The sequence below is a fragment of the Allomuricauda sp. MMSF_3307 genome, assembly GCF_030733585.1.
Taxonomy (GTDB): domain Bacteria; phylum Bacteroidota; class Bacteroidia; order Flavobacteriales; family Flavobacteriaceae; genus Flagellimonas.
In genome coordinates this window covers 782,956-800,433 of the sequence record NZ_JASHIQ010000001.1, presented here as the reverse complement: position 1 = coordinate 800,433, position 17,478 = coordinate 782,956, and the positions used below count along the sequence as shown (strand labels likewise).

16 protein-coding genes are annotated in these 17,478 nt (G+C 44.4%); 7 read left to right on the top strand and 9 right to left on the bottom strand.

What is annotated here, in order from left to right; translation table 11 throughout:
* The first annotated feature begins 17 nt into the window (after positions 1–17).
* Positions 18–1,829, top strand: coding sequence for a 1-deoxy-D-xylulose-5-phosphate synthase (gene dxs / locus RBB12_RS03525; RefSeq protein ID WP_306012818.1), 1,812 nt, complete (start codon positions 18–20; stop codon positions 1,827–1,829).
* A complete protein-coding gene (locus tag RBB12_RS03520; protein ID WP_293287449.1) occupies positions 1,820–2,878 on the top strand; it encodes a DUF3078 domain-containing protein in 1,059 nt (352 codons plus the stop codon). Before dxs ends, RBB12_RS03520 begins: the two co-directional genes overlap by 10 nt.
* Here RBB12_RS03520 and dgt read toward each other — a convergent pair.
* Entirely contained in the window at positions 2,875–4,233 is a 1,359-nt protein-coding gene (gene dgt / locus RBB12_RS03515) for a dGTP triphosphohydrolase (RefSeq protein WP_306012817.1), read from the bottom strand. The genes RBB12_RS03520 and dgt overlap by 4 nt on opposite strands.
* A gap of 148 nt (positions 4,234–4,381) precedes the next feature.
* Here dgt and RBB12_RS03510 point away from each other — a divergent pair, with 148 nt between their 5' ends.
* The 4 genes from RBB12_RS03510 to RBB12_RS03495 all read left to right on the top strand — a co-directional run bounded on the left by RBB12_RS03510 (position 4,382) and on the right by RBB12_RS03495 (position 9,570).
* Positions 4,382–6,655 carry an inorganic phosphate transporter gene (locus RBB12_RS03510; RefSeq protein WP_306012816.1) on the top strand — a complete coding sequence of 758 codons (2,274 nt, stop codon included), beginning with the start codon at positions 4,382–4,384 and terminating at the stop codon, positions 6,653–6,655.
* 35 nt (positions 6,656–6,690) lie between these two features.
* Entirely contained in the window at positions 6,691–7,407 is a 717-nt protein-coding gene (locus RBB12_RS03505; protein ID WP_306012815.1) for a DUF6503 family protein, read from the top strand.
* 4 nt (positions 7,408–7,411) lie between these two features.
* A complete protein-coding gene (locus tag RBB12_RS03500) occupies positions 7,412–8,515 on the top strand; it encodes a glycoside hydrolase family 130 protein (RefSeq protein ID WP_306012814.1) in 1,104 nt (367 codons plus the stop codon).
* Positions 8,516–8,709: 194 nt separating this feature from the next.
* Positions 8,710–9,570, top strand: a complete 861-nt coding sequence (locus tag RBB12_RS03495) for a DUF1963 domain-containing protein (protein WP_306012813.1) — start codon at positions 8,710–8,712, stop codon at positions 9,568–9,570.
* Positions 9,571–9,665: 95 nt separating this feature from the next.
* Here RBB12_RS03495 and nadD read toward each other — a convergent pair whose 3' ends face one another.
* From nadD to RBB12_RS03465, 6 genes are all read right to left on the bottom strand, one after another.
* Positions 9,666–10,250: a nicotinate (nicotinamide) nucleotide adenylyltransferase gene (gene nadD, locus RBB12_RS03490; RefSeq protein WP_306012812.1), complete on the bottom strand. Its 585-nt coding sequence runs from the start codon at positions 10,248–10,250 to the stop codon at positions 9,666–9,668.
* 3 nt (positions 10,251–10,253) lie between these two features.
* Positions 10,254–10,850, bottom strand: coding sequence for a guanylate kinase (gene gmk / locus RBB12_RS03485; RefSeq protein ID WP_179383393.1), 597 nt, complete (start codon positions 10,848–10,850; stop codon positions 10,254–10,256).
* On the bottom strand, positions 10,847–11,704 hold the full coding sequence (locus tag RBB12_RS03480) for a YicC/YloC family endoribonuclease (protein ID WP_306012811.1): 858 nt from the start codon (positions 11,702–11,704) through the stop codon (positions 10,847–10,849). Before RBB12_RS03480 ends, gmk begins: the two co-directional genes overlap by 4 nt.
* A gap of 85 nt (positions 11,705–11,789) precedes the next feature.
* Positions 11,790–12,521 (bottom strand): DUF1080 domain-containing protein, encoded by a 732-nt coding sequence (locus tag RBB12_RS03475; RefSeq protein WP_409557898.1) that lies wholly within the window; start codon positions 12,519–12,521, stop codon positions 11,790–11,792.
* 25 nt (positions 12,522–12,546) lie between these two features.
* Complete coding sequence (locus RBB12_RS03470; RefSeq protein ID WP_306012810.1) at positions 12,547–13,293, bottom strand: DUF1080 domain-containing protein; 747 nt, start codon at positions 13,291–13,293, stop codon at positions 12,547–12,549.
* Positions 13,290–14,342, bottom strand: a complete 1,053-nt coding sequence (locus RBB12_RS03465) for a sugar phosphate isomerase/epimerase family protein (RefSeq protein ID WP_306012809.1) — start codon at positions 14,340–14,342, stop codon at positions 13,290–13,292. Before RBB12_RS03465 ends, RBB12_RS03470 begins: the two co-directional genes overlap by 4 nt.
* Positions 14,343–14,505: 163 nt before the next feature.
* Between RBB12_RS03465 and RBB12_RS03460 the strand changes: the two genes are divergently transcribed.
* The gene (locus RBB12_RS03460; protein WP_306012808.1) at positions 14,506–14,970 is read left to right on the top strand and encodes an ASCH domain-containing protein; all 465 of its coding nucleotides are present in this window, start codon (positions 14,506–14,508) and stop codon (positions 14,968–14,970) included.
* A gap of 89 nt (positions 14,971–15,059) precedes the next feature.
* On the opposite strand, the gene RBB12_RS03455 is transcribed toward RBB12_RS03460, so the two are convergent.
* A complete protein-coding gene (locus tag RBB12_RS03455; protein ID WP_306012807.1) occupies positions 15,060–16,196 on the bottom strand; it encodes a Gfo/Idh/MocA family protein in 1,137 nt (378 codons plus the stop codon).
* Positions 16,197–16,215: 19 nt separating this feature from the next.
* Positions 16,216–17,454, bottom strand: coding sequence for a sugar MFS transporter (locus tag RBB12_RS03450; protein ID WP_179383387.1), 1,239 nt, complete (start codon positions 17,452–17,454; stop codon positions 16,216–16,218).
* Positions 17,455–17,478: the final 24 nt, after the last annotated feature.

Genomic DNA, 17,478 nt, shown 5'->3' with positions numbered 1-17,478 from the left:
CTACACATAAAATAATTTTGGGGAGAATCGATACTTTTGTTTTTTATTCATTGGAAAGGCTATTACCACATATCGACTCCCCTAGCGACCTCAAAAAATTGACCTTGGACGAGCTGCCCCAACTTGCCCAAGAACTGAGGGAGTTCATTATTGACATTGTTTCGACCAAGGAAGGACATTTGGGGGCCAGTTTGGGCGTTGTAGAACTCACCATTGCCCTGCACTACGTATTCAATGCCCCTCACGATAAACTTATTTGGGACGTGGGCCATCAAGCCTACGGGCATAAAATATTGACGGGTCGAAAAGAAATTTTTGAAACCAATCGTCAATTGGGCGGTATTAGCGGCTTCCCAAAACGCAGCGAAAGTGAGTACGATGACTTTGGAACCGGGCACAGTTCCACAGCCATCTCCGCCATATTGGGAATGGCCATGGCCTCCAAACTAAAAGGCGACCATTCCAAACAGCATATTGCCGTGGTCGGCGATGCCTCCATTGCCAGTGGTATGGCCTTCGAGGGTCTCAACCATCTCGGGGTGACCGATGTTAATGCGTTGATCGTGTTGAATGACAATGCCATCGGAATTGACCCCAGCGTGGGTGCGCTCAAAAAATACCTTACCAATGTAAAGGCCGGTACCGCCAAGGACGAAAATATTTTTGAGTGCCTCAATCTCAACTATTCCGGGCCCATTGATGGCCATGACCTAAAAAAACTGGTCGATGAACTGGAACGATTGAAACAGCTCGATGGTCCCAAACTGCTGCACATCATCACCACAAAGGGAAAGGGGCTCAAACAGGCCGAAGAGGACCAAGTAGTATACCACGCCCCGGGCAAGTTTGACAAAATCACTGGGGAACGATTGCCAAAATCAGGCGAATCACAACCCCCAAAATACCAAGATGTTTTTGGGCATACCTTGGTAGAACTGGCTGAAAAGAACCCAAATATTGTGGGAATCACCCCCGCAATGCCCAGCGGCAGTTCTTTAAAGTTTATGATGGATAAAATGCCTGAACGCGCTTTCGACGTGGGCATTGCCGAGCAGCACGCAGTCACCCTGGCTGCGGGTATGGCGACGCAGGGATTGGTTCCATTTTGCAATGTGTACTCTACTTTTTTGCAAAGGGCGTATGATCAGGTTATTCACGATGTAGCCCTACAAAAGCTTCCCGTAATTTTCTGTCTGGACCGAGCGGGACTGGTAGGCCAGGATGGCCCCACGCACCATGGTGTTTTTGACATGGCTTTTTTGCGCTGCATTCCCAACCTTATCCTATTTGCACCCATGAACGAAATGGAGCTCCGAAACATCATGTACACTGCGCAATTGGGCCTTGACCTTCCCATCGCCATCCGATACCCAAGGGGACGGGGCGTAAACTTGGATTGGAGGAACAAGTTTGAACAAATTGAAATTGGTACCGCACGTTGTCTTAAGAAAGGAAGTAAGCTAGCTATCCTAACCGTGGGGCATGTGGGCAATACCGTTACCGAAATCATATCAAAACTGGATGGGCAGGAAAAAGTTGGGCACTACGATATGCGTTTTGTAAAACCGTTGGACAAAAAAACGCTTCGTACCATTTTTAGTACCTACCACCAAATTATCACGGTGGAAGACGGGACGATAATGGGTGGCTTTGGATCTTCCGTTTTGGAGTTTGCGAACGAAGTCGGAGCATCCATCCCTATTTCCATTTTTGGGGTTCCCGATGTTTTTATCGAACATGGGGAAATGACGGAGACCCATCAACTTGCTGGTATAGATTTTGATACCTTATTTTCACACATACAATCAACCTTAAACCAATGCGATTAACTTGCTTTTTCATTCTTTTCCTTACTGTTTTCCTATCTACCCATGCACAGGTAACCCGCATCAAAGCTTTTGAGATTGACAGCACTGAGTCTGGTTTTCAAATTGTTCGCATCAAAGATGTTAAACTAAAGTACCTTACCCGTAGCGCCAAGCTTACTGATCCACGTACCGTACTGAACAGGATCAAACCGTTACGAGTATGGTACAATCGATTCAAGCCTACCTCCTTTTGGAAAAAGGTGAACAAATTTGGGCTCAACATCAGCGAAGTGGCCTTTGTAAACTGGAACGCGGGGGGTGACAATTCGGTGACGGCCTTGGCAAGTGCCGATTTTGCCCGAAATTACAAGTTCAGGTATTTGAGTTGGAACAGTGAGGCACAATTTCGTTACGGCATAAACGCACAAGAAGGGAGAAAGTTGCGAAAAACGGACGACCAGATTCGGATGGCCTCTACCTTAAGTTTTAGAAAGGATACCATCACCAACTGGTACTATTCGGTGAGGGCCAATATTAGGACCCAATTCTCCAATGGTTACAAGTATCCCGACCGCGACAACCCCATTTCAAGGTTTATGGCTCCGGGATATCTTTTTGTGGGTATGGGTTCCTCCTACTTGCCTCCCAAGGATAAGTTTACCTTGTACATTTCGCCCGCCACCATGAAATCGACCTTTGTTTTGGACGAAACCCTTTCCGAACAGGGCGCCTTTGGTGTTGAAAAAGGTAAAAACCTCTTCTTGGAACTTGGTTTTTTGATTACCAACACCTGGGAAACCGAGGTAGGCCAAAATGTACTGATGAGCCATCGACTGAATCTCTACACCGATTACATCCGGAGTTTTGGCAACATTGATGTGGATTGGGAACTGAATTTTAACCTAAAGGTCAATGAGTACCTCAACGCCAATATCGGAACCCATATCATTTTTGATGACGACATTAAATTTAATGAGGAAATTGCGGAGGATGGGACCATCATAGACCCTGGGATTGCCCGAATACAGTTCAAACAGCTGCTCGGGGTAGGATTGCTCTATTCCTTCTAAACCTTGCGCCCGGTCAATTTATCGTGGATGTGCACAGCCGCACTGTCCGACAGACTGGCCACAAAACAACTGGTATCCAACAATATTTTATAAATGGAGGTCGAGGTGTTCCTGTAGCTTTCGGGTAGACTTTTAATGAGCAATCGATCGTAATTCGTGTCCTCACCTTTCTTGATATTGATCAATGCCGTAGTGTACATGTCCAATAGGTCCGAAATGATTCGGTAGCCCGCCAATTCCTTATCGATAACCTCTGTGGATTGATAGATCTTCTCCACGCTCAACTTGATGATATCGTCCACCTGTGCAGTATACTTTCCTTTATCAAGCAAAGAAGTATTGAACTCCCCCTTAAGGATCTTTTCTTCATGCTGAACAAAAACATCCACGGCATTCCCGATCAAGGTACTAATGGCCAGAGCCCTCAAATAGCTCAATCGGTCACTGGAAGTGGTCATGGCATTGTACTTTTTGGTGTTGATGTTATCCTTCACCAAATTGATCAGGTATTCCAAGGCATACTCCTCGGGTATCAAACCAAGGTTGATGCCATCCTCAAAATCGATAATGGTGTAGCAGATATCGTCGGCAGCTTCTACCAAATAGGTAAGCGGATGCCTTAAAAATCCCGTTTCGGGATGCGAAGGATTGGGCAAAAGGCCAAGTTCCTCCACAAGTTCATTGAAAAAGGCTTTCTCGGATTGAAAGAAACCGAATTTTTTGTCGGCAATGTTCTTGGAAGGCTTTTTGGGCAAGGATGCTTTGGGGTATTTGATAAAAGCGCCCAAGGTCCCGTAACTCAGTCGCAGACCCCCCGGAACCCCTTCCCGTGACTCGGTGAGCAGTTTAAACCCGTTGGCATTCCCTTCAAAATCGATAAGGTCTTGATATTCCTCCGGCGTCAGGATATCCTCGTAGAACTTTCCCGGTCCTTGTTTAAAGTAATTGCCAATGGCCTTCTCCCCACTGTGCCCAAAAGGAGGGTTACCAATATCGTGGGCCAGCGCTGCTGCGGCAACAATGGCTCCAAAATCGTTGAAATGGTGCCCGTGCACTTCGGCCAAAAACGGATATTTGTTCAATACTTTTTGTCCAGCGATACGACCAAGGCTACGGCCCACCACGGAAACCTCCAAACTATGCGTTAAACGGGTATGGACGAAATTCTTTTGGGATCCCACGGCGATGGGCATGGGAAACACCTGTGTTTTGTCCTGCAGACTTCTAAAGGCAGATGAAAAAATAATGCGGTCGTAATCCACTTCAAACCCTAGGCGGGTCTCGTTTTGTTCCTTTCGAAGGCGTTTTCCTGTATCCCCGTGTCGTTTTAAAGAGAGTAGCTGCTCCCAGTTCATTGGCCAGTAATTTGCAACGAAGATATGGCAAAACGGGAACCTATGTCCAACACTGGGAAAATATTGATATTTTTAGTTCCGTATTTGGTAACATTTTGTTAACCTGATTGCCGATTTATAATATCATTTTTGTCATATTTCTGAAAGAATGGGGGAGAATATTTACATTTTCATGGTTGTGGCTCTTGGCATTTTGGCCATTACCGATTTGGTTGTAGGAGTAAGCAACGATGCGGTCAATTTTTTGAACTCGGCCATTGGGTCAAAAGCAATTTCGTTTAGGACCATAATGATTGTGGCCAGCGTTGGTATAGCGTTTGGGGCCATATCTTCCAGCGGAATGATGGAGGTCGCCCGAAAGGGAATTTTTAATCCCGGTGAGTTTGTTTTCGAGGAAATCATGTTCATATTCATGGCCGTAATGATTACGGACATTCTATTGCTGGATTTCTTCAATACTTTGGGCATGCCCACCTCTACCACCGTTTCCATTGTTTTTGAGCTTTTGGGGGCATCTGTAGCCATATCCTTGATTAAAATCGCCGAAACCCAAGGCGGTGTTTCCGATCTTGTGACTTACATCAATACGGATAAGGCGGCTGAAATCATATTCGGCATTCTCCTTTCTGTTTTTATTGCCTTTTCCATTGGGGCTTTCGTACAATTTATATCTAGGGCATTGATTTCTTTCAATTTCAAAAAGAAATCCAAATGGGTAGAAGCCATTTTTGGTGGTTTGGCCATTACTGCCATTGTATATTTTATACTGGTGAAAGGTTTGAAGAGTGCGGCACTTTTCGATGGAGCCCTATCAGAATTTGTTGCCAACCAACCTCAAACCTTTTTGGCAGGTAATTTTGTGTTCTGGACCTTGATTTCTTTCATTACCGCCAGTCTGTTCAAGTGGAATATTTATCGCATCGTTATCGGTTTTGGAACCTTTGCATTGGCAATGGCCTTTGCGGGGAACGATTTGGTCAACTTTATCGGGGTCCCTATTGCCGCATTGCAATCCTACCAAGATTGGCAAGCTTCCGGTATTGATCCAACTCAATTCAATATGAAAGGGTTGGCCGCTGCCGTCCAAACGCCCACCATGCTGTTGTTGCTCTCTGGAGCGGTAATGATTATTACCCTCTGGTTTTCTTCCAAGGCAAAGGGTGTTGTTAAAACCAGTGTAGATTTGGCACGACAAGACGAGGGGGACGAGCGTTTCCAGCCTAATTATCTTTCGCGACAAATCGTTAAGTTCAGTATTGCTGCATTTGATAATGTTTCCAAGGTGGTTCCCAATTCGATTCAATCTAGAATTGACAAACAGTTTGTGCTTCCCAAAACATATGTGCCCAAAAGCAAAACCCAGGAACAACCAGCCTTTGATATGGTAAGGGCTTCCGTAAACCTTATGGTTGCCAGTGTGCTCATTTCCATTGCCACTTCCATGAAACTACCATTATCCACCACCTATGTCACTTTTATGGTGGCCATGGGTACTTCTTTGGCCGATAGGGCGTGGGGAGCGGAGAGTGCAGTGTACAGGGTTGCAGGAGTACTCAACGTCATCGGTGGTTGGTTCTTTACAGCGCTAAGCGCCTTTGTAGCAGCAGCCATAATAGCCTACCTGCTTTTCGTTGGTAAATTCATATCCCTTGTTTTGATGCTAGTGGCCGCAGCAGCCATTTTATTGCGTAATTATATCTCCCACAACAAAAAAACAAAGGAAATTAAGGCGGAAGACAGTCTACGTAGGGCAGAGAGCAGTTCCATACAGGGAGTGATCGAAGAGACCGCTGCCAATATTGCGAATGTGGTCAAACGAAGCAATCGAATTTACTCCAACTGTATCCAAGGATTGTCCAAACACGACCTTGACTTTTTGAAGAAGAATAAAAAGCAAAGTAAAAAATTGGCCAATGAAATCGATGGTCTGCGAAATGACACCTTCTATTTTATTAAAAATCTGGACGAGGCCCATGTAGGAGCCAGTAACTTCTACATCAACATTATGGGACACCTTACCGATATGTCCCAATCCTTGGAATATATTGGAAAGGTGAGTTATGACCACGTGAACAACAATCACAAAAAGCTTAAGTACAACCAAATCAAGGAGCTTAAGGAAATAGACAGCTCTTTGGAGAAAGCTTTTAACAGCACCCAGAAGGCTTTTGAAGATCGCTCCTTTGAACAGATAGGCAGTGTTCTTAAGTCCAAGGAGAAACTCTATGCGATGGTTTCCCAAAAAATCAATCAGCAGGTTTCCCGAACCAGAACCGAGGAATCCAGCCCTAAGAACACTACCCTTTATTTCTCCATTTTATTGGAGAGCAAGGATTTGATTACCGCCATGATGAATCTTTTGGAGCAATACTACGCGGAACACGACAGTTCCGTTTCCCCTGCCACCATCGAGAAGAAATAAAAAGCGGTATCTTTCATCCACATAATTTAGTTGTGATGAAAAAATACGGTTTTCTATGGGCCTGCCTTGGCCTGTTATCATTTGTCTCTGGACATTCCCAATCCATATCTGCGGAACAGGTTCTGGAAAAGGCCATAGCCTTTCACGACCCAAATGGGAAATGGGACCAATTAAAAACATCCTTTAAAGTGGTTATGGAAACTCCAAACCGCCTAAAACGAACCAGCACCATTCAGGTCGATTTTCCAAAACAGCTTTTTATGTTAACCGTGGAGCAAGGCGAAAACACCTCTTTTTTCAACATTACCCCCAACTCATGCGTCATCACCTTAAACGATAGCGAAGATTTTTCGGAAGAGGACAAAGAAAAAATGAGATTGACCTGCGAACGTGGCAATTTTATGAAAGACTACTACACATATCTGTACGGTTTGCCCATGAAATTGAACGACCCGGGCACTCATTTGGAACCTAAGGTTCAAAAGAAGACTTTTAAGGGCAAGGAATATCTTGTTGTAAAAGCGACCTACGATGTCGAAGTTGGAAAGGATACTTGGTACTTTTATTTTGACCCTGCCTCCTACGCTATGGAAATATATCAGTTTTACCATGAGGAATCCAAAAACGATGGGGAATACATCTTATTGGATGGTTTGGAAGAGATTGAAGGCATCAAAATGCCCAAAACAAGAGCTTGGTACACGAATAAAGAGGAAAAGTACTTGGGGACTGATACGCTATTCAAATTATAAACGTATGAAACATATTTTATTGGTTGGAATAGTGGTTTTTTGTAGTATCGGTCTATTCGGCCAAACTAAGGAGAAGGATTGGATGTTAGGACCCTTTAGTCGGCCTGAAAATGCAAGACCTATTCTACAAAAGGATAGCTCTTCCACTTTCCTGGACCCCATATCACAGGAAACCGTGCATTGGGAGTCCATGGCCACGTTTAATCCAGCTGCCATTGCGGAGGGAGATTCCATATACGTGCTGTATAGGGCAGAAGAAAAATTGGGGGAGAAAGAAATAGGAGGTCACCGCTCTCGTATTGGCATGGCCGTTTCTGCAAACGGAATTGATTTTACCAAAAGGCCCCAACCAGTTTTTTACCCTGACCAAGATGATCAAAAGATTCATGAATGGCCCGGCGGGGTAGAAGATCCGCGAATTGTGGAAACGGAAGATGGGCTTTACGTGCTCACCTACACCCAATGGAATAGGCAAGTGCCGAAACTGGCCGTGGCGACCTCACAGGATATGGTAAATTGGGAAAAACATGGGCCCGTATTTCAAAAATATAAGAATGGAAGTTATCACGATTCCGAGACCAAATCCGGAGCTATTGTGACCCAAATCAAGGATGGGAAATTAGTAGCGGCCAAAATTAACGGTAAATACTGGATGTACTATGGAGTGCCCCATATATGGCTCGCCAGCTCCGATAATTTGATTGATTGGGTGCCTGTGGAAACCTACGAAGGCAAGTTGGCGCCCGTTTTAAGCCCAAGACCGGGCTATTTCGATTCATGGTTGGTAGAGGCGGGACCGCCTCCGATACTAACGGATAAGGGAATTGTAGTGCTTTACAATGCAGGTAATTCACAAAATATTGGGGTCAAAGCATTGGGCAATCGAGTGTATACTGGCGGACAAGCCTTTTTCGATTCCAACGAACCTTGGAAATTGATCGATCGCACCGATACGCCCTTCATTCAACCTGAATTGCCCTTTGAAAAATCGGGGCAATACAAAGATGGAACAACCTTTTTGGAGGGTTTGGTCCTTTTCAATGGGACGTGGTATCTGTATTACGGTACTGCCGATAGTATGGTAGGCGTTGTTACCGGTAAGCAGTAAACTATCTATAAAAATTCATCTCATCCATATATTTCCAAACCGCTTCCGGTAGCAGTGGAATGATCTTTTGTATAAATTGTAAAAACGGGTAGATAAGTATTCTAGCCCAAATTTTTTTATTGCTTTTTTTAAAAAAAGTATATATTTAAACTTTCCGCGCAGCATACCCCCCTAATCTTTTAAAACAACTACTTATGAACAAACTTGAACAGGCAAGGGACATTGTCCTGAACTACGATTACCCTGAAGATGAATTGGCCAACTGCTTGGAAGAGCTTACGGATTGTGATAAAATTTCCGATGGTGTATGTATGGTACCCTTGGAAGACATCACGCCAGAAAAATTATCAAAAAGCCTCCTCCACTACATTGAATTTCGTGGAAACACATTAGAGGAAGCTAAAATACCTATGGGAAGTTCCAAATTTTATGGGGTGCCCCATTTGCCCAAAGGCGTGGAGTGGCCCAAAGGATATTATTTTTATGCCCAGCTCAATTTTAGTGAGATTAAGCCCTATGATGTAGAGGATTTATTGCCCGATTCCGGTATTTTGTATTTGTTCTACGAAGCAGATTCCTATACCTGCAAAGCGATTTATTTTGATGGCCCTATTGGAGAATTGACTATTCCCGATTATCCCGAATCCATAAACCAAAAAACAGATAAATACTATCTCGATGAATATAAAAACAATCCCGAAATCCTTAAGTTCCAAAGCGAATTCGGTTTCTATTTCTTAAACGAAAGTACAACCTTGAACAACCTCTTAGACCCTGTAATGGAGAAAATTACCGAAGTTACAGACATATCTGTTGTTAATATTGAAGGTGGCGGTCCAGGAAGCAAAATATTTGGGATGGCTTACTATTACCAGGGTGAGGATGAATACTATGAAGAGGAAGAAGAAATGGACTATTCTGAATACGATGCCTATGAAAATATACTCTTACTCGACAACGACTTTGCAGAAGGCAACATCCACTTTTGGGTTCCTAAAGAGGATTTAAAGCAACGAAATTTTGATAACATGAAAATCACCTATTCCGGGACTTAATTTTTTTGATTCATACCATCTTTTACCCAGCACAATAGATTTTGTGTTGGGTTTTTTGTTTTGTACCCTGGGCAGAGCAACGCGTTGCTGAAATACTATCGGTAAAAATTCATCTCATCCATATATTTCCAAACCGATTCGGGCAGCAGGGGGCGTATGTTCTTTCCAGCCTTGTGTGCTTTTCGAATAAATGTCGATGATATTTCCATGATTGGGGCATCTACTTTTATAATCTTCGGATGGCCCTTAAACTGATGCTCTATTTTTCCTTCGGAAATTCTTGGATACACATGTATGGAATAGTGCTCTAAAATAGCCTCGTAGTTCTTCCATTTATGCAGGCCTTTTAAGTTGTCTTCCCCCATAATGAGCGAAAATTGATGGTCATCGCCATACTTTTCATCCAAATGGGCCAAGGTGTTGGTGGTATAGTTGGGCTGTGGAAGGTCGAACTCAATTTTACTGGGCTTTAATTTGGGATAATCATGTACCGCTTCAAACACCATTTGATACCGATGATTGTTGTCCAAAAGCGATTGCTTCACCTTAAATGGACTTTGTGGTGTGATGACGAACCAAACCTCATCCAGATCGGAAAACTCCACCAAATGGTTCGCAATCACCAAATGGCCTATGTGTATGGGATTAAATGTCCCAAAAAAGAGGCCTACCTGCTTCATCGCCTAGTTGTCTTTAGAAGGAATCTCGACCCCTAAAAAATCGGCAACCAATTTATGGGCCTCATCGAGTGCAACATCGAGATCGTAGTTCTTGATGATCTTATCAAATTGTGGGGCCGTGGCCAACTCTACGGAAGCTTTGGCTATCCTCATGTTTATCTTATCGTCGCTTTCGGTGCTTCTCTTCTTCAGCCTGATTTTTAGTTCGTCCACACTGGGTGGTTTCACAAAAACGGCCAGGGTTTTATCCGGAAACTTCTTTTTGATGCGCAATCCACCGGAAACATCGATATCAAAGATGACGTTCTTCCCTTCTGCCCAAAGACGCTCCACTTCGCTTTTTAGGGTACCGTAAAAATTATCGCGGTACACCTCTTCCCATTCCAAAAAGTCACCGTCCTTGATGTGTCGTTTAAATTGGGAAACAGACATAAAATAATAGTTGACCCCGTTTTTTTCCTTGCCCCTACGCGGACGTGAGGTGGCCGATATGGAAAAGGCCAGGTTCAGTTCGGGTTGGTCCAGCAAATGGCGTACAATGGTGGTCTTGCCACTGCCCGAAGGTGCCGAGAAAATAATAAGTTTACCGCCTTCCGTCATAGCACATTGAGCATTTGTTCCTTTATTTTTTCCAATTCATCCTTCATCTGTACCACCAATTGCTGCATGGGGGCGTAGTTGGCCTTGGAGCCAATGGTGTTGATCTCCCTTCCGATTTCCTGAGAAATGAATCCCAATTTTTTTCCGTTGGATTCCTTCGAATTCAGTGTGGTCTCAAAATACTTGAGGTGATTGGCCAAACGTACTTTTTCTTCCGTGATGTCGTATTTCTCCAGATAATAGATGAGTTCTTGTTCAAACCGGTTGGCATCCAATTCTACCTTTAGGTCGGCAACTGCTTTTTCCAAGCGTTCGCGGACTGTACCCAAGCGTTCGGGATCCATCGCTTTAACCGCTTCTAACAGTTCATTTAGGTTCTTCAGCCTGGTTACAAAATCCTCTTCCAACACCTTTCCCTCTTCATTTCTGAACTCCACAATGTTGGAAAGTGCTTCATTCATCGCTTCAACAATCGATTTATATTCTTCTTCGTTGATAGCATCTTTTTCGGTTTTGAGGGTATCGGGCATACGCAGGGCCATTTCCAATAGCTTGATTTCGTCGCCTTTCACAATCTTGGAAAGTTGGTCCATGTAGTTTTTGACCACTCCTTGATTCACCTCTGCCGTGGTTTCCTCTCCGGTAATTTCAACATATAGGTTAAAGTCCACCTTTCCCCGTACCAATGCAGCTGCGATCATTTTACGCAATTCCAGTTCCTTTTCCCGGTAAAACTGGGGTAGTCTGGCATTGATGTCAAGATTTTTGCTGTTGAGCGATTTAAGCTCTATGGTTATTTTTTTGGATGGAAGCTGTAAGATGTGCTTCCCGTAGCCTGTCATGGACTGGATCATATAAATCTGCTAAATTTTGCCAAAGGTAACCAAAATAGGTTTTGGCCCCTTATTGATTATAACCGTCTAAAATGGACTAAGGGAGCTAGTCCAACTCCCTTACCCATATATTTCTGTAGCTTACCCTGCTGTTGTCTCCGTGGTCCTGCAAACGCAGAGGTCCTTTTCCGTGCGGTGGGTTTTTGGGCCATCCAATGTAAGGGGTGGTACCCTTGATCTCCACATGGTCCTGTATCAACACTCCGTTATGAATCACGGTAAGGGTTCCTGATTTTACCTTTTGACCCTTTTCAAATTCGGGAGCATGGTAAATGATGTCATAGGTGTTCCACTCGCCTGAAGGTACCGAAGCCATGGCCAAGGGCACATGTTGCTTGTAAATAGATCCCACCTGCCCGTTCACATAAGTGTCGTTGTTGTTGTTGTCCAACACCTGTACTTCATACAAGTTGTTCAAAAACACCCCGCTATTGCCTCTATTTTGGCCATCACGCTGAACTTCGGCCGGGGATTTCCATTCGATGTGCAACTGTACACTCCCAAAATTTTGCTTGGTCTGGATATCGCCTGTGCGGTCCTTCACCGTCATGCTTCCATCATCGTTCAATATCCATTTTGCCGCCGTGCTGTCTACGGAACTGAGCCAATTATCCAAGGAAGTACCATCAAACAGTACAATGGCATCGCTTGGAGGGGCTCCATTTTCACCTGGGGTGACCTTGGGAGGAACAGGTTCGTATATTTCGGTTTCCTCTGGTGTGGTGGGTTCCTTTTCTTGCGCTGTGGTCCATCCGAAAACAAATAGGGCCAATAACATTAAAAGATTTCGTGTTTTCATCATCTTATAACTCCTTAATTTTTATGTTTCTAAAAGCGACCATATCCCCATGGTCCTGCAGTCCAATCTTGCCTGTAGTGAAGGCGGCGAAATCTTCCCAATCGGCAAATTTTGAATTCGCAATCAATTCATCCCACCCAGGTCCTTGCACGGGAAATTCCACTATTTTGGTCCCGTTAAGTACTACGTGTCCTTCATTGGTCTTGTGGTTGATCATCAATTCCACGGAATTCCATTCACCAGCAGGATTCGTTACATCTTTTGACGGTGAAACCATATCATAAAGGGCTCCGGCTAAACGATCATCACCATTTTTCGCATCGGGATGGCGTTCGTTGTCCAACACCTGTATTTCGGGTCCGGTGAGATAAGGTTGACCGTATTTTTCGTCCTCTTTTACGGCCCAAAAAATACCACTGTTTCCCCCTTCGGCAATCTTCCAGTCCAAGGTCAGCACAAAGTCGGTAAACTCTTGGTCGCTAACGAGGTTGTAACTAGTGCCTTCGGGCCTTTCTTCGGGTGGATAAAACACCATGGCACCATCCTCCAATTTCCAAGGTTCTGTTACGGCTCCCCCGTTGTACATGTGCCAGCCATCAAAGCTTTCACCATCGAAAAGTGTGGTCCACTCTGACTCTTTTTCTTCAACGGTCTCGGTCATTTCTTCCTGTACTTCTTCTTTGTTTTCCTTTGGTTTATCCTTGCATGCAACAGCAATGGCAAGGGCTACGAACAGCAATAGTTTTTTCATAATCCCAGTATGTTTTTCAGTTTTTCTTTATCGATGTCCGCTCCCGCGAAATCATCAAAGGTTTTGGTTGTGGCTTCTATGATATGATCTTGAATAAATTTAGCGCCTTCGCGAGCACCTTGTTCCGGACTCTTGATACAGCATTCCCACTCCATTACGGCCCATACATCGCAACCATATTGCGTCAGTTTGGAAAAAATGGTCTTAAAGTCAATCTGCCCATCACCTAAAGAACGGTACCTTCCTGCTCTATCCCCCCAATCATTGTAACCGCCAAAGGCACCTTTCTTGCCAGTTGGGTTAAACTCGGAATCTTTTACGTGAAAGGATTTGATGAACTCATGATAGTGGTCGATATAGGCGATATAATCCAATTGCTGCAACACAAAGTGGCTTGGGTCGTATAAAATATTAACCCTCTTGTGATTGCCAGTCGCTTCCAAAAATCGTTCAAACGTATCGCCATCGTGAAGATCTTCGCCGGGATGTATTTCGTAGCAAACATCCACGCCTTCTTTATCAAAATGGTCCAAAATGGGCATCCATCTTTTGGCCAATTCCTCAAATCCCATTTCTACCAAGCCTGCTGGACGCTGTGGCCATGGGTGTGCGGTGTGCCAGAGCAAAGAACCTGAAAAGGTGGCGTGTGCCTTGAGCCCCAGTCTTCGGCTGGCGGTAGCTGCTTTTTTTACGGTTTCCACGGCCCATTTGGTACGTTCCTTGGGCCTTCCGTGCAGTTCCTTGGGAGCAAAATTATCGAACATGATATCGTATGCTGGATGAACGGCAACCAATTGCCCTTGCAAATGGGTGGATAGCTCGGTGATTTCCAATCCATAGGAATTGATCTTGCCTTTGAGTTCATCGCAATAATCCTGACTTTCGGCAGCCTTGTCCAAATCTATGAGGAACGATTCCCATGTGGGAATCTGAATGCCTTTATAGCCTAAATCGGAGGCCCATTTACACATGCCGTCCAAGGTATTGAACGGAGGTTGACTGTCCACGAACTGCGCTAAGAACACTGCTGGTCCTTTGATTGTTTTCATTGAAATTAATTTTAAGGGATTCGATAACCCCAAACAAATTGGGATTTATCTTCTATATTTAAGAAAAAAACTATGCTATTTTTACGTCTCATGTGGTTAAGACCTAAAGATAGGAATTCGTTAACAATTAAAACAGCTAACCATTTTTTTTTAAACACTACTTATGGATAATGCTTCTGCCCGAAATCTGTGGGGCGATTTTTTGGATGCCCATTTGGAATTTGCCTCCGAGGATGCCCCGAAAGTCATTCACTTTGGCGACAACGAGAAAGATGCCAACCAATGTGCCGATTTGGTCTGTAAAGAGACCAAAAGAGCAACGTCCCATTCCTTACAAGTTTTACAATTAAAAGGGAAACCACTCCCCAAAATCGGAGATTTTGCCGTGGTGACCGATTGGGAAGGAAAGGCCAAGTGCGTGATTCGCACCACTGCTGTTAAACTGCTCCCGTACTTTAGTGTAAGAGAGGAACATGCGCGTTTGGAAGGTGTTGGCGATAAAAGCCTCGAACACTGGAAAAAAGTGCATTGGGACAACTTTACGCGCGAGCTAGCCCAATTCGACAAGACTCCCAAAGAGAGTATGATCGTCGTTTTCGAACAGTTTGAAATGCTCTTTAAAAAGTAATGGCTGCCTGAAACAAGTTCTTCAACCTCAACTTTTTTCAGGTTTACTACTCTTTTTTCAAACAGCCATATTGCTCAGGTAAACGGAAATCAATCCATGTCTACCCAAATATTTCCTTGTTTGTGGGAGGCCACAGTATTCTCAATAAAATTAAGGCCTCTAACCCCGTCCGTCATGGTAGGGAATTCGCCACTATTGTATTCTTCGCCACGAATGGCCTTTGCCACGCCAAGATAAATATTGGCCATGGCATCAAAAATACCTTCGGGGTGTCCCGGTGGTAGTTTAGTGCCATCCAGTGACAGTGCTGAGTTGTATTGATGTCCCGGTTTATATACCTGTAATGGCTCGGGGTCGTTCAGCTTGTACAAATAGTTTGGGTTTTCCTGTTCCCATTTCAAGCCTCCTTTTTGACCGTAAATGGCAATAGTAAGATTATTTTCTTCACCAGTGGCCACTTGACTCGCCCGAATGACGCCTTTTACATTCTTGTCCAAACGGATAAGGGCCGTTCCGTCCATATCCATCACATTGTCATCATAAACATAATTGAAGTCACACAAAAGCGATTGCACTTGCAACCCAGTAGTGAACTCGATCAGGTTAAAGGCATGTACCCCAATGTCTCCCATACAGGAACTGATACCTGCTTTTTTGGGATCCAGCCTCCATACACTGCCTCTTTTTTCCTTATCGTGGATAATGGGGTTCATCCAACCCTGATAATATTGGGCATCGACTTTGTGCACTTTTCCGATAACACCTTCCTTGATCATCTCCCTCATTTGGCGCACCATAGGATAACCGGTATAGGTATGGGTCACCGCGAATACGGTACCGACCTTTTTAAGGGTATCCCGTAAAATTTTGGCTTCTTCGTAGGTGGTGGTCATCGGTTTTTCACAAATGACATGAAACCCGTGGTCCAACAGCTTCTTTGCCATAGGAAAATGAAGGAAGTTGGGTGTAAGGATGGAGCATACCTGAATACGCTCATCTGCCGGCAACTTCATTTCCTCTTCGACCAGCGTATCAAAATCTTTATAGATACGGTTGGTAGGGATGTCTATCTCCTTGGCAAAGGCGATGCTGTCCTCGTGATCTGGATTGAAGACCGCTCCCACAATTTCGTAGTTGTCATTGATGAAGGATGCGACCCTGTGCAGCACCCCGATAAGAGAATCCCCTCCTCCTCCAAGAATTCCAAGTCTAATCTTTTTCGGCATTTTCTAATCTTTATATTTATTAAACAATTTCTTCCGTTGCATGTCCTTGTGGCACTCTTCGCTCTTCAAGCTTTTTTCGTAAAAGGAATAAAATGAAGAACAGTACGGCTACCGCGAGCGGGAAAAACATCATTTTCCCCAAGGTCGCCTTTCCGGCGGTAAGTTCGGCCACTTGATCGGCCAAACCAGAGGCCAATGCCTCATTTTTTGCTGTGTCCAGCCAGCCCCCGATCACTGGTTGCCAAATGGAGGTGGCGAACATGCCTGCTCCACCTACCAGCGACATTCCCAAAGCACCTGTTTTGGGCAGATATTCGGAGGTAAACCCGATCATGGTAGGCCAAAAATAACAAACTCCCAAAGCAAATAAAATGGCGGCCAAATAGATCATGGATCCTTCCGCAATGCTCATACTATATACCGCGGCGGTAGTCACTACGGCAGACATAAGCAATACACCAATGGGGTTGATGCGATGCACAATGGGCCCAGCAAAATATCGGCCAATGGCCATAATGCCCGTTACCATGGCAAGCACCAACATGGGGCTTGCCCCCGAGTTTCCAAGGATACGCTCCACCCATTGCTGTGGCCCAAATTCGGATATGGCCGTAAGGGTCATACAAATCAGGATAAAGATGAACAAGGGATCGGCAAGACCTTTGATGTTTTTTGTAGTATCTGTTTCGATATGTTCACTTTCAGGAAATTGTTGTTTAAAGAACATATAACCGTAAATGAACGTAGGAATCAACATCACCCCGATCTGCAATTGCCAGCCCATTCCAAAATCGGTCATGAACTTGGAGATCAAGGAACCGATCACGATACCTCCAGGGAACCAAACGTGGAATTTGTTGAGCATCGCCGTACGGTTTTTGGTGTACATGTCAGCTATCATAGGGTTACAGGCAGCTTCCACAGAACCATTGGCAAAACCAATAAAGAAGGTTGAAATAATAAGTGTCCAGAAACCTCCGGCCACAATAGTGAGCACCAAGCCCAATAAATGGCATACAAAGGCGGCCACCATCAGTTTGCGGGCTCCAACCTTATTATAGAGCAGACCTCCGAAGATCATGGCAATTGGAAATCCAAAAAAGGCCATACTGTTGATCCAACCCAATTGCTGGTTGGAAAGTTCAAATTCTTCCCCCAGCTGGGTCAAAATACCGGCCCGAATGGCAAAGGTCATGGATGTAACGACTAGTGAAATACAGGCCGCTATAAAAAGCTGGTTCTTGTTTACATTTTTCATGTTTGAGTTAGTTGGTTTTGGTTG

Excerpts from the sequence above, each read along its gene's own strand:
- RBB12_RS03520 (WP_293287449.1), top strand. The coding sequence starts at position 1,820 with ATGCGATTAACTTGCTTTTTCATTCTTTTCCTTACTGTTTTCCTATCT.
- dgt (WP_306012817.1), bottom strand. The coding sequence starts at position 4,233 with ATGAACTGGGAGCAGCTACTCTCTTTAAAACGACACGGGGATACAGGA.
- RBB12_RS03510 (WP_306012816.1), top strand. The coding sequence starts at position 4,382 with ATGGGGGAGAATATTTACATTTTCATGGTTGTGGCTCTTGGCATTTTG.
- RBB12_RS03505 (WP_306012815.1), top strand. The coding sequence starts at position 6,691 with ATGAAAAAATACGGTTTTCTATGGGCCTGCCTTGGCCTGTTATCATTT.
- RBB12_RS03500 (WP_306012814.1), top strand. The coding sequence starts at position 7,412 with ATGAAACATATTTTATTGGTTGGAATAGTGGTTTTTTGTAGTATCGGT.
- RBB12_RS03495 (WP_306012813.1), top strand. The coding sequence starts at position 8,710 with ATGAACAAACTTGAACAGGCAAGGGACATTGTCCTGAACTACGATTAC.
- nadD (WP_306012812.1), bottom strand. The coding sequence starts at position 10,250 with ATGAAGCAGGTAGGCCTCTTTTTTGGGACATTTAATCCCATACACATA.
- gmk (WP_179383393.1), bottom strand. The coding sequence starts at position 10,850 with ATGACGGAAGGCGGTAAACTTATTATTTTCTCGGCACCTTCGGGCAGT.
- RBB12_RS03480 (WP_306012811.1), bottom strand. The coding sequence starts at position 11,704 with ATGATCCAGTCCATGACAGGCTACGGGAAGCACATCTTACAGCTTCCA.
- RBB12_RS03475 (WP_409557898.1), bottom strand. The coding sequence starts at position 12,521 with ATGTTATTGGCCCTATTTGTTTTCGGATGGACCACAGCGCAAGAAAAG.
- RBB12_RS03470 (WP_306012810.1), bottom strand. The coding sequence starts at position 13,293 with ATGAAAAAACTATTGCTGTTCGTAGCCCTTGCCATTGCTGTTGCATGC.
- RBB12_RS03465 (WP_306012809.1), bottom strand. The coding sequence starts at position 14,342 with ATGAAAACAATCAAAGGACCAGCAGTGTTCTTAGCGCAGTTCGTGGAC.
- RBB12_RS03460 (WP_306012808.1), top strand. The coding sequence starts at position 14,506 with ATGGATAATGCTTCTGCCCGAAATCTGTGGGGCGATTTTTTGGATGCC.
- RBB12_RS03455 (WP_306012807.1), bottom strand. The coding sequence starts at position 16,196 with ATGCCGAAAAAGATTAGACTTGGAATTCTTGGAGGAGGAGGGGATTCT.
- RBB12_RS03450 (WP_179383387.1), bottom strand. The coding sequence starts at position 17,454 with ATGAAAAATGTAAACAAGAACCAGCTTTTTATAGCGGCCTGTATTTCA.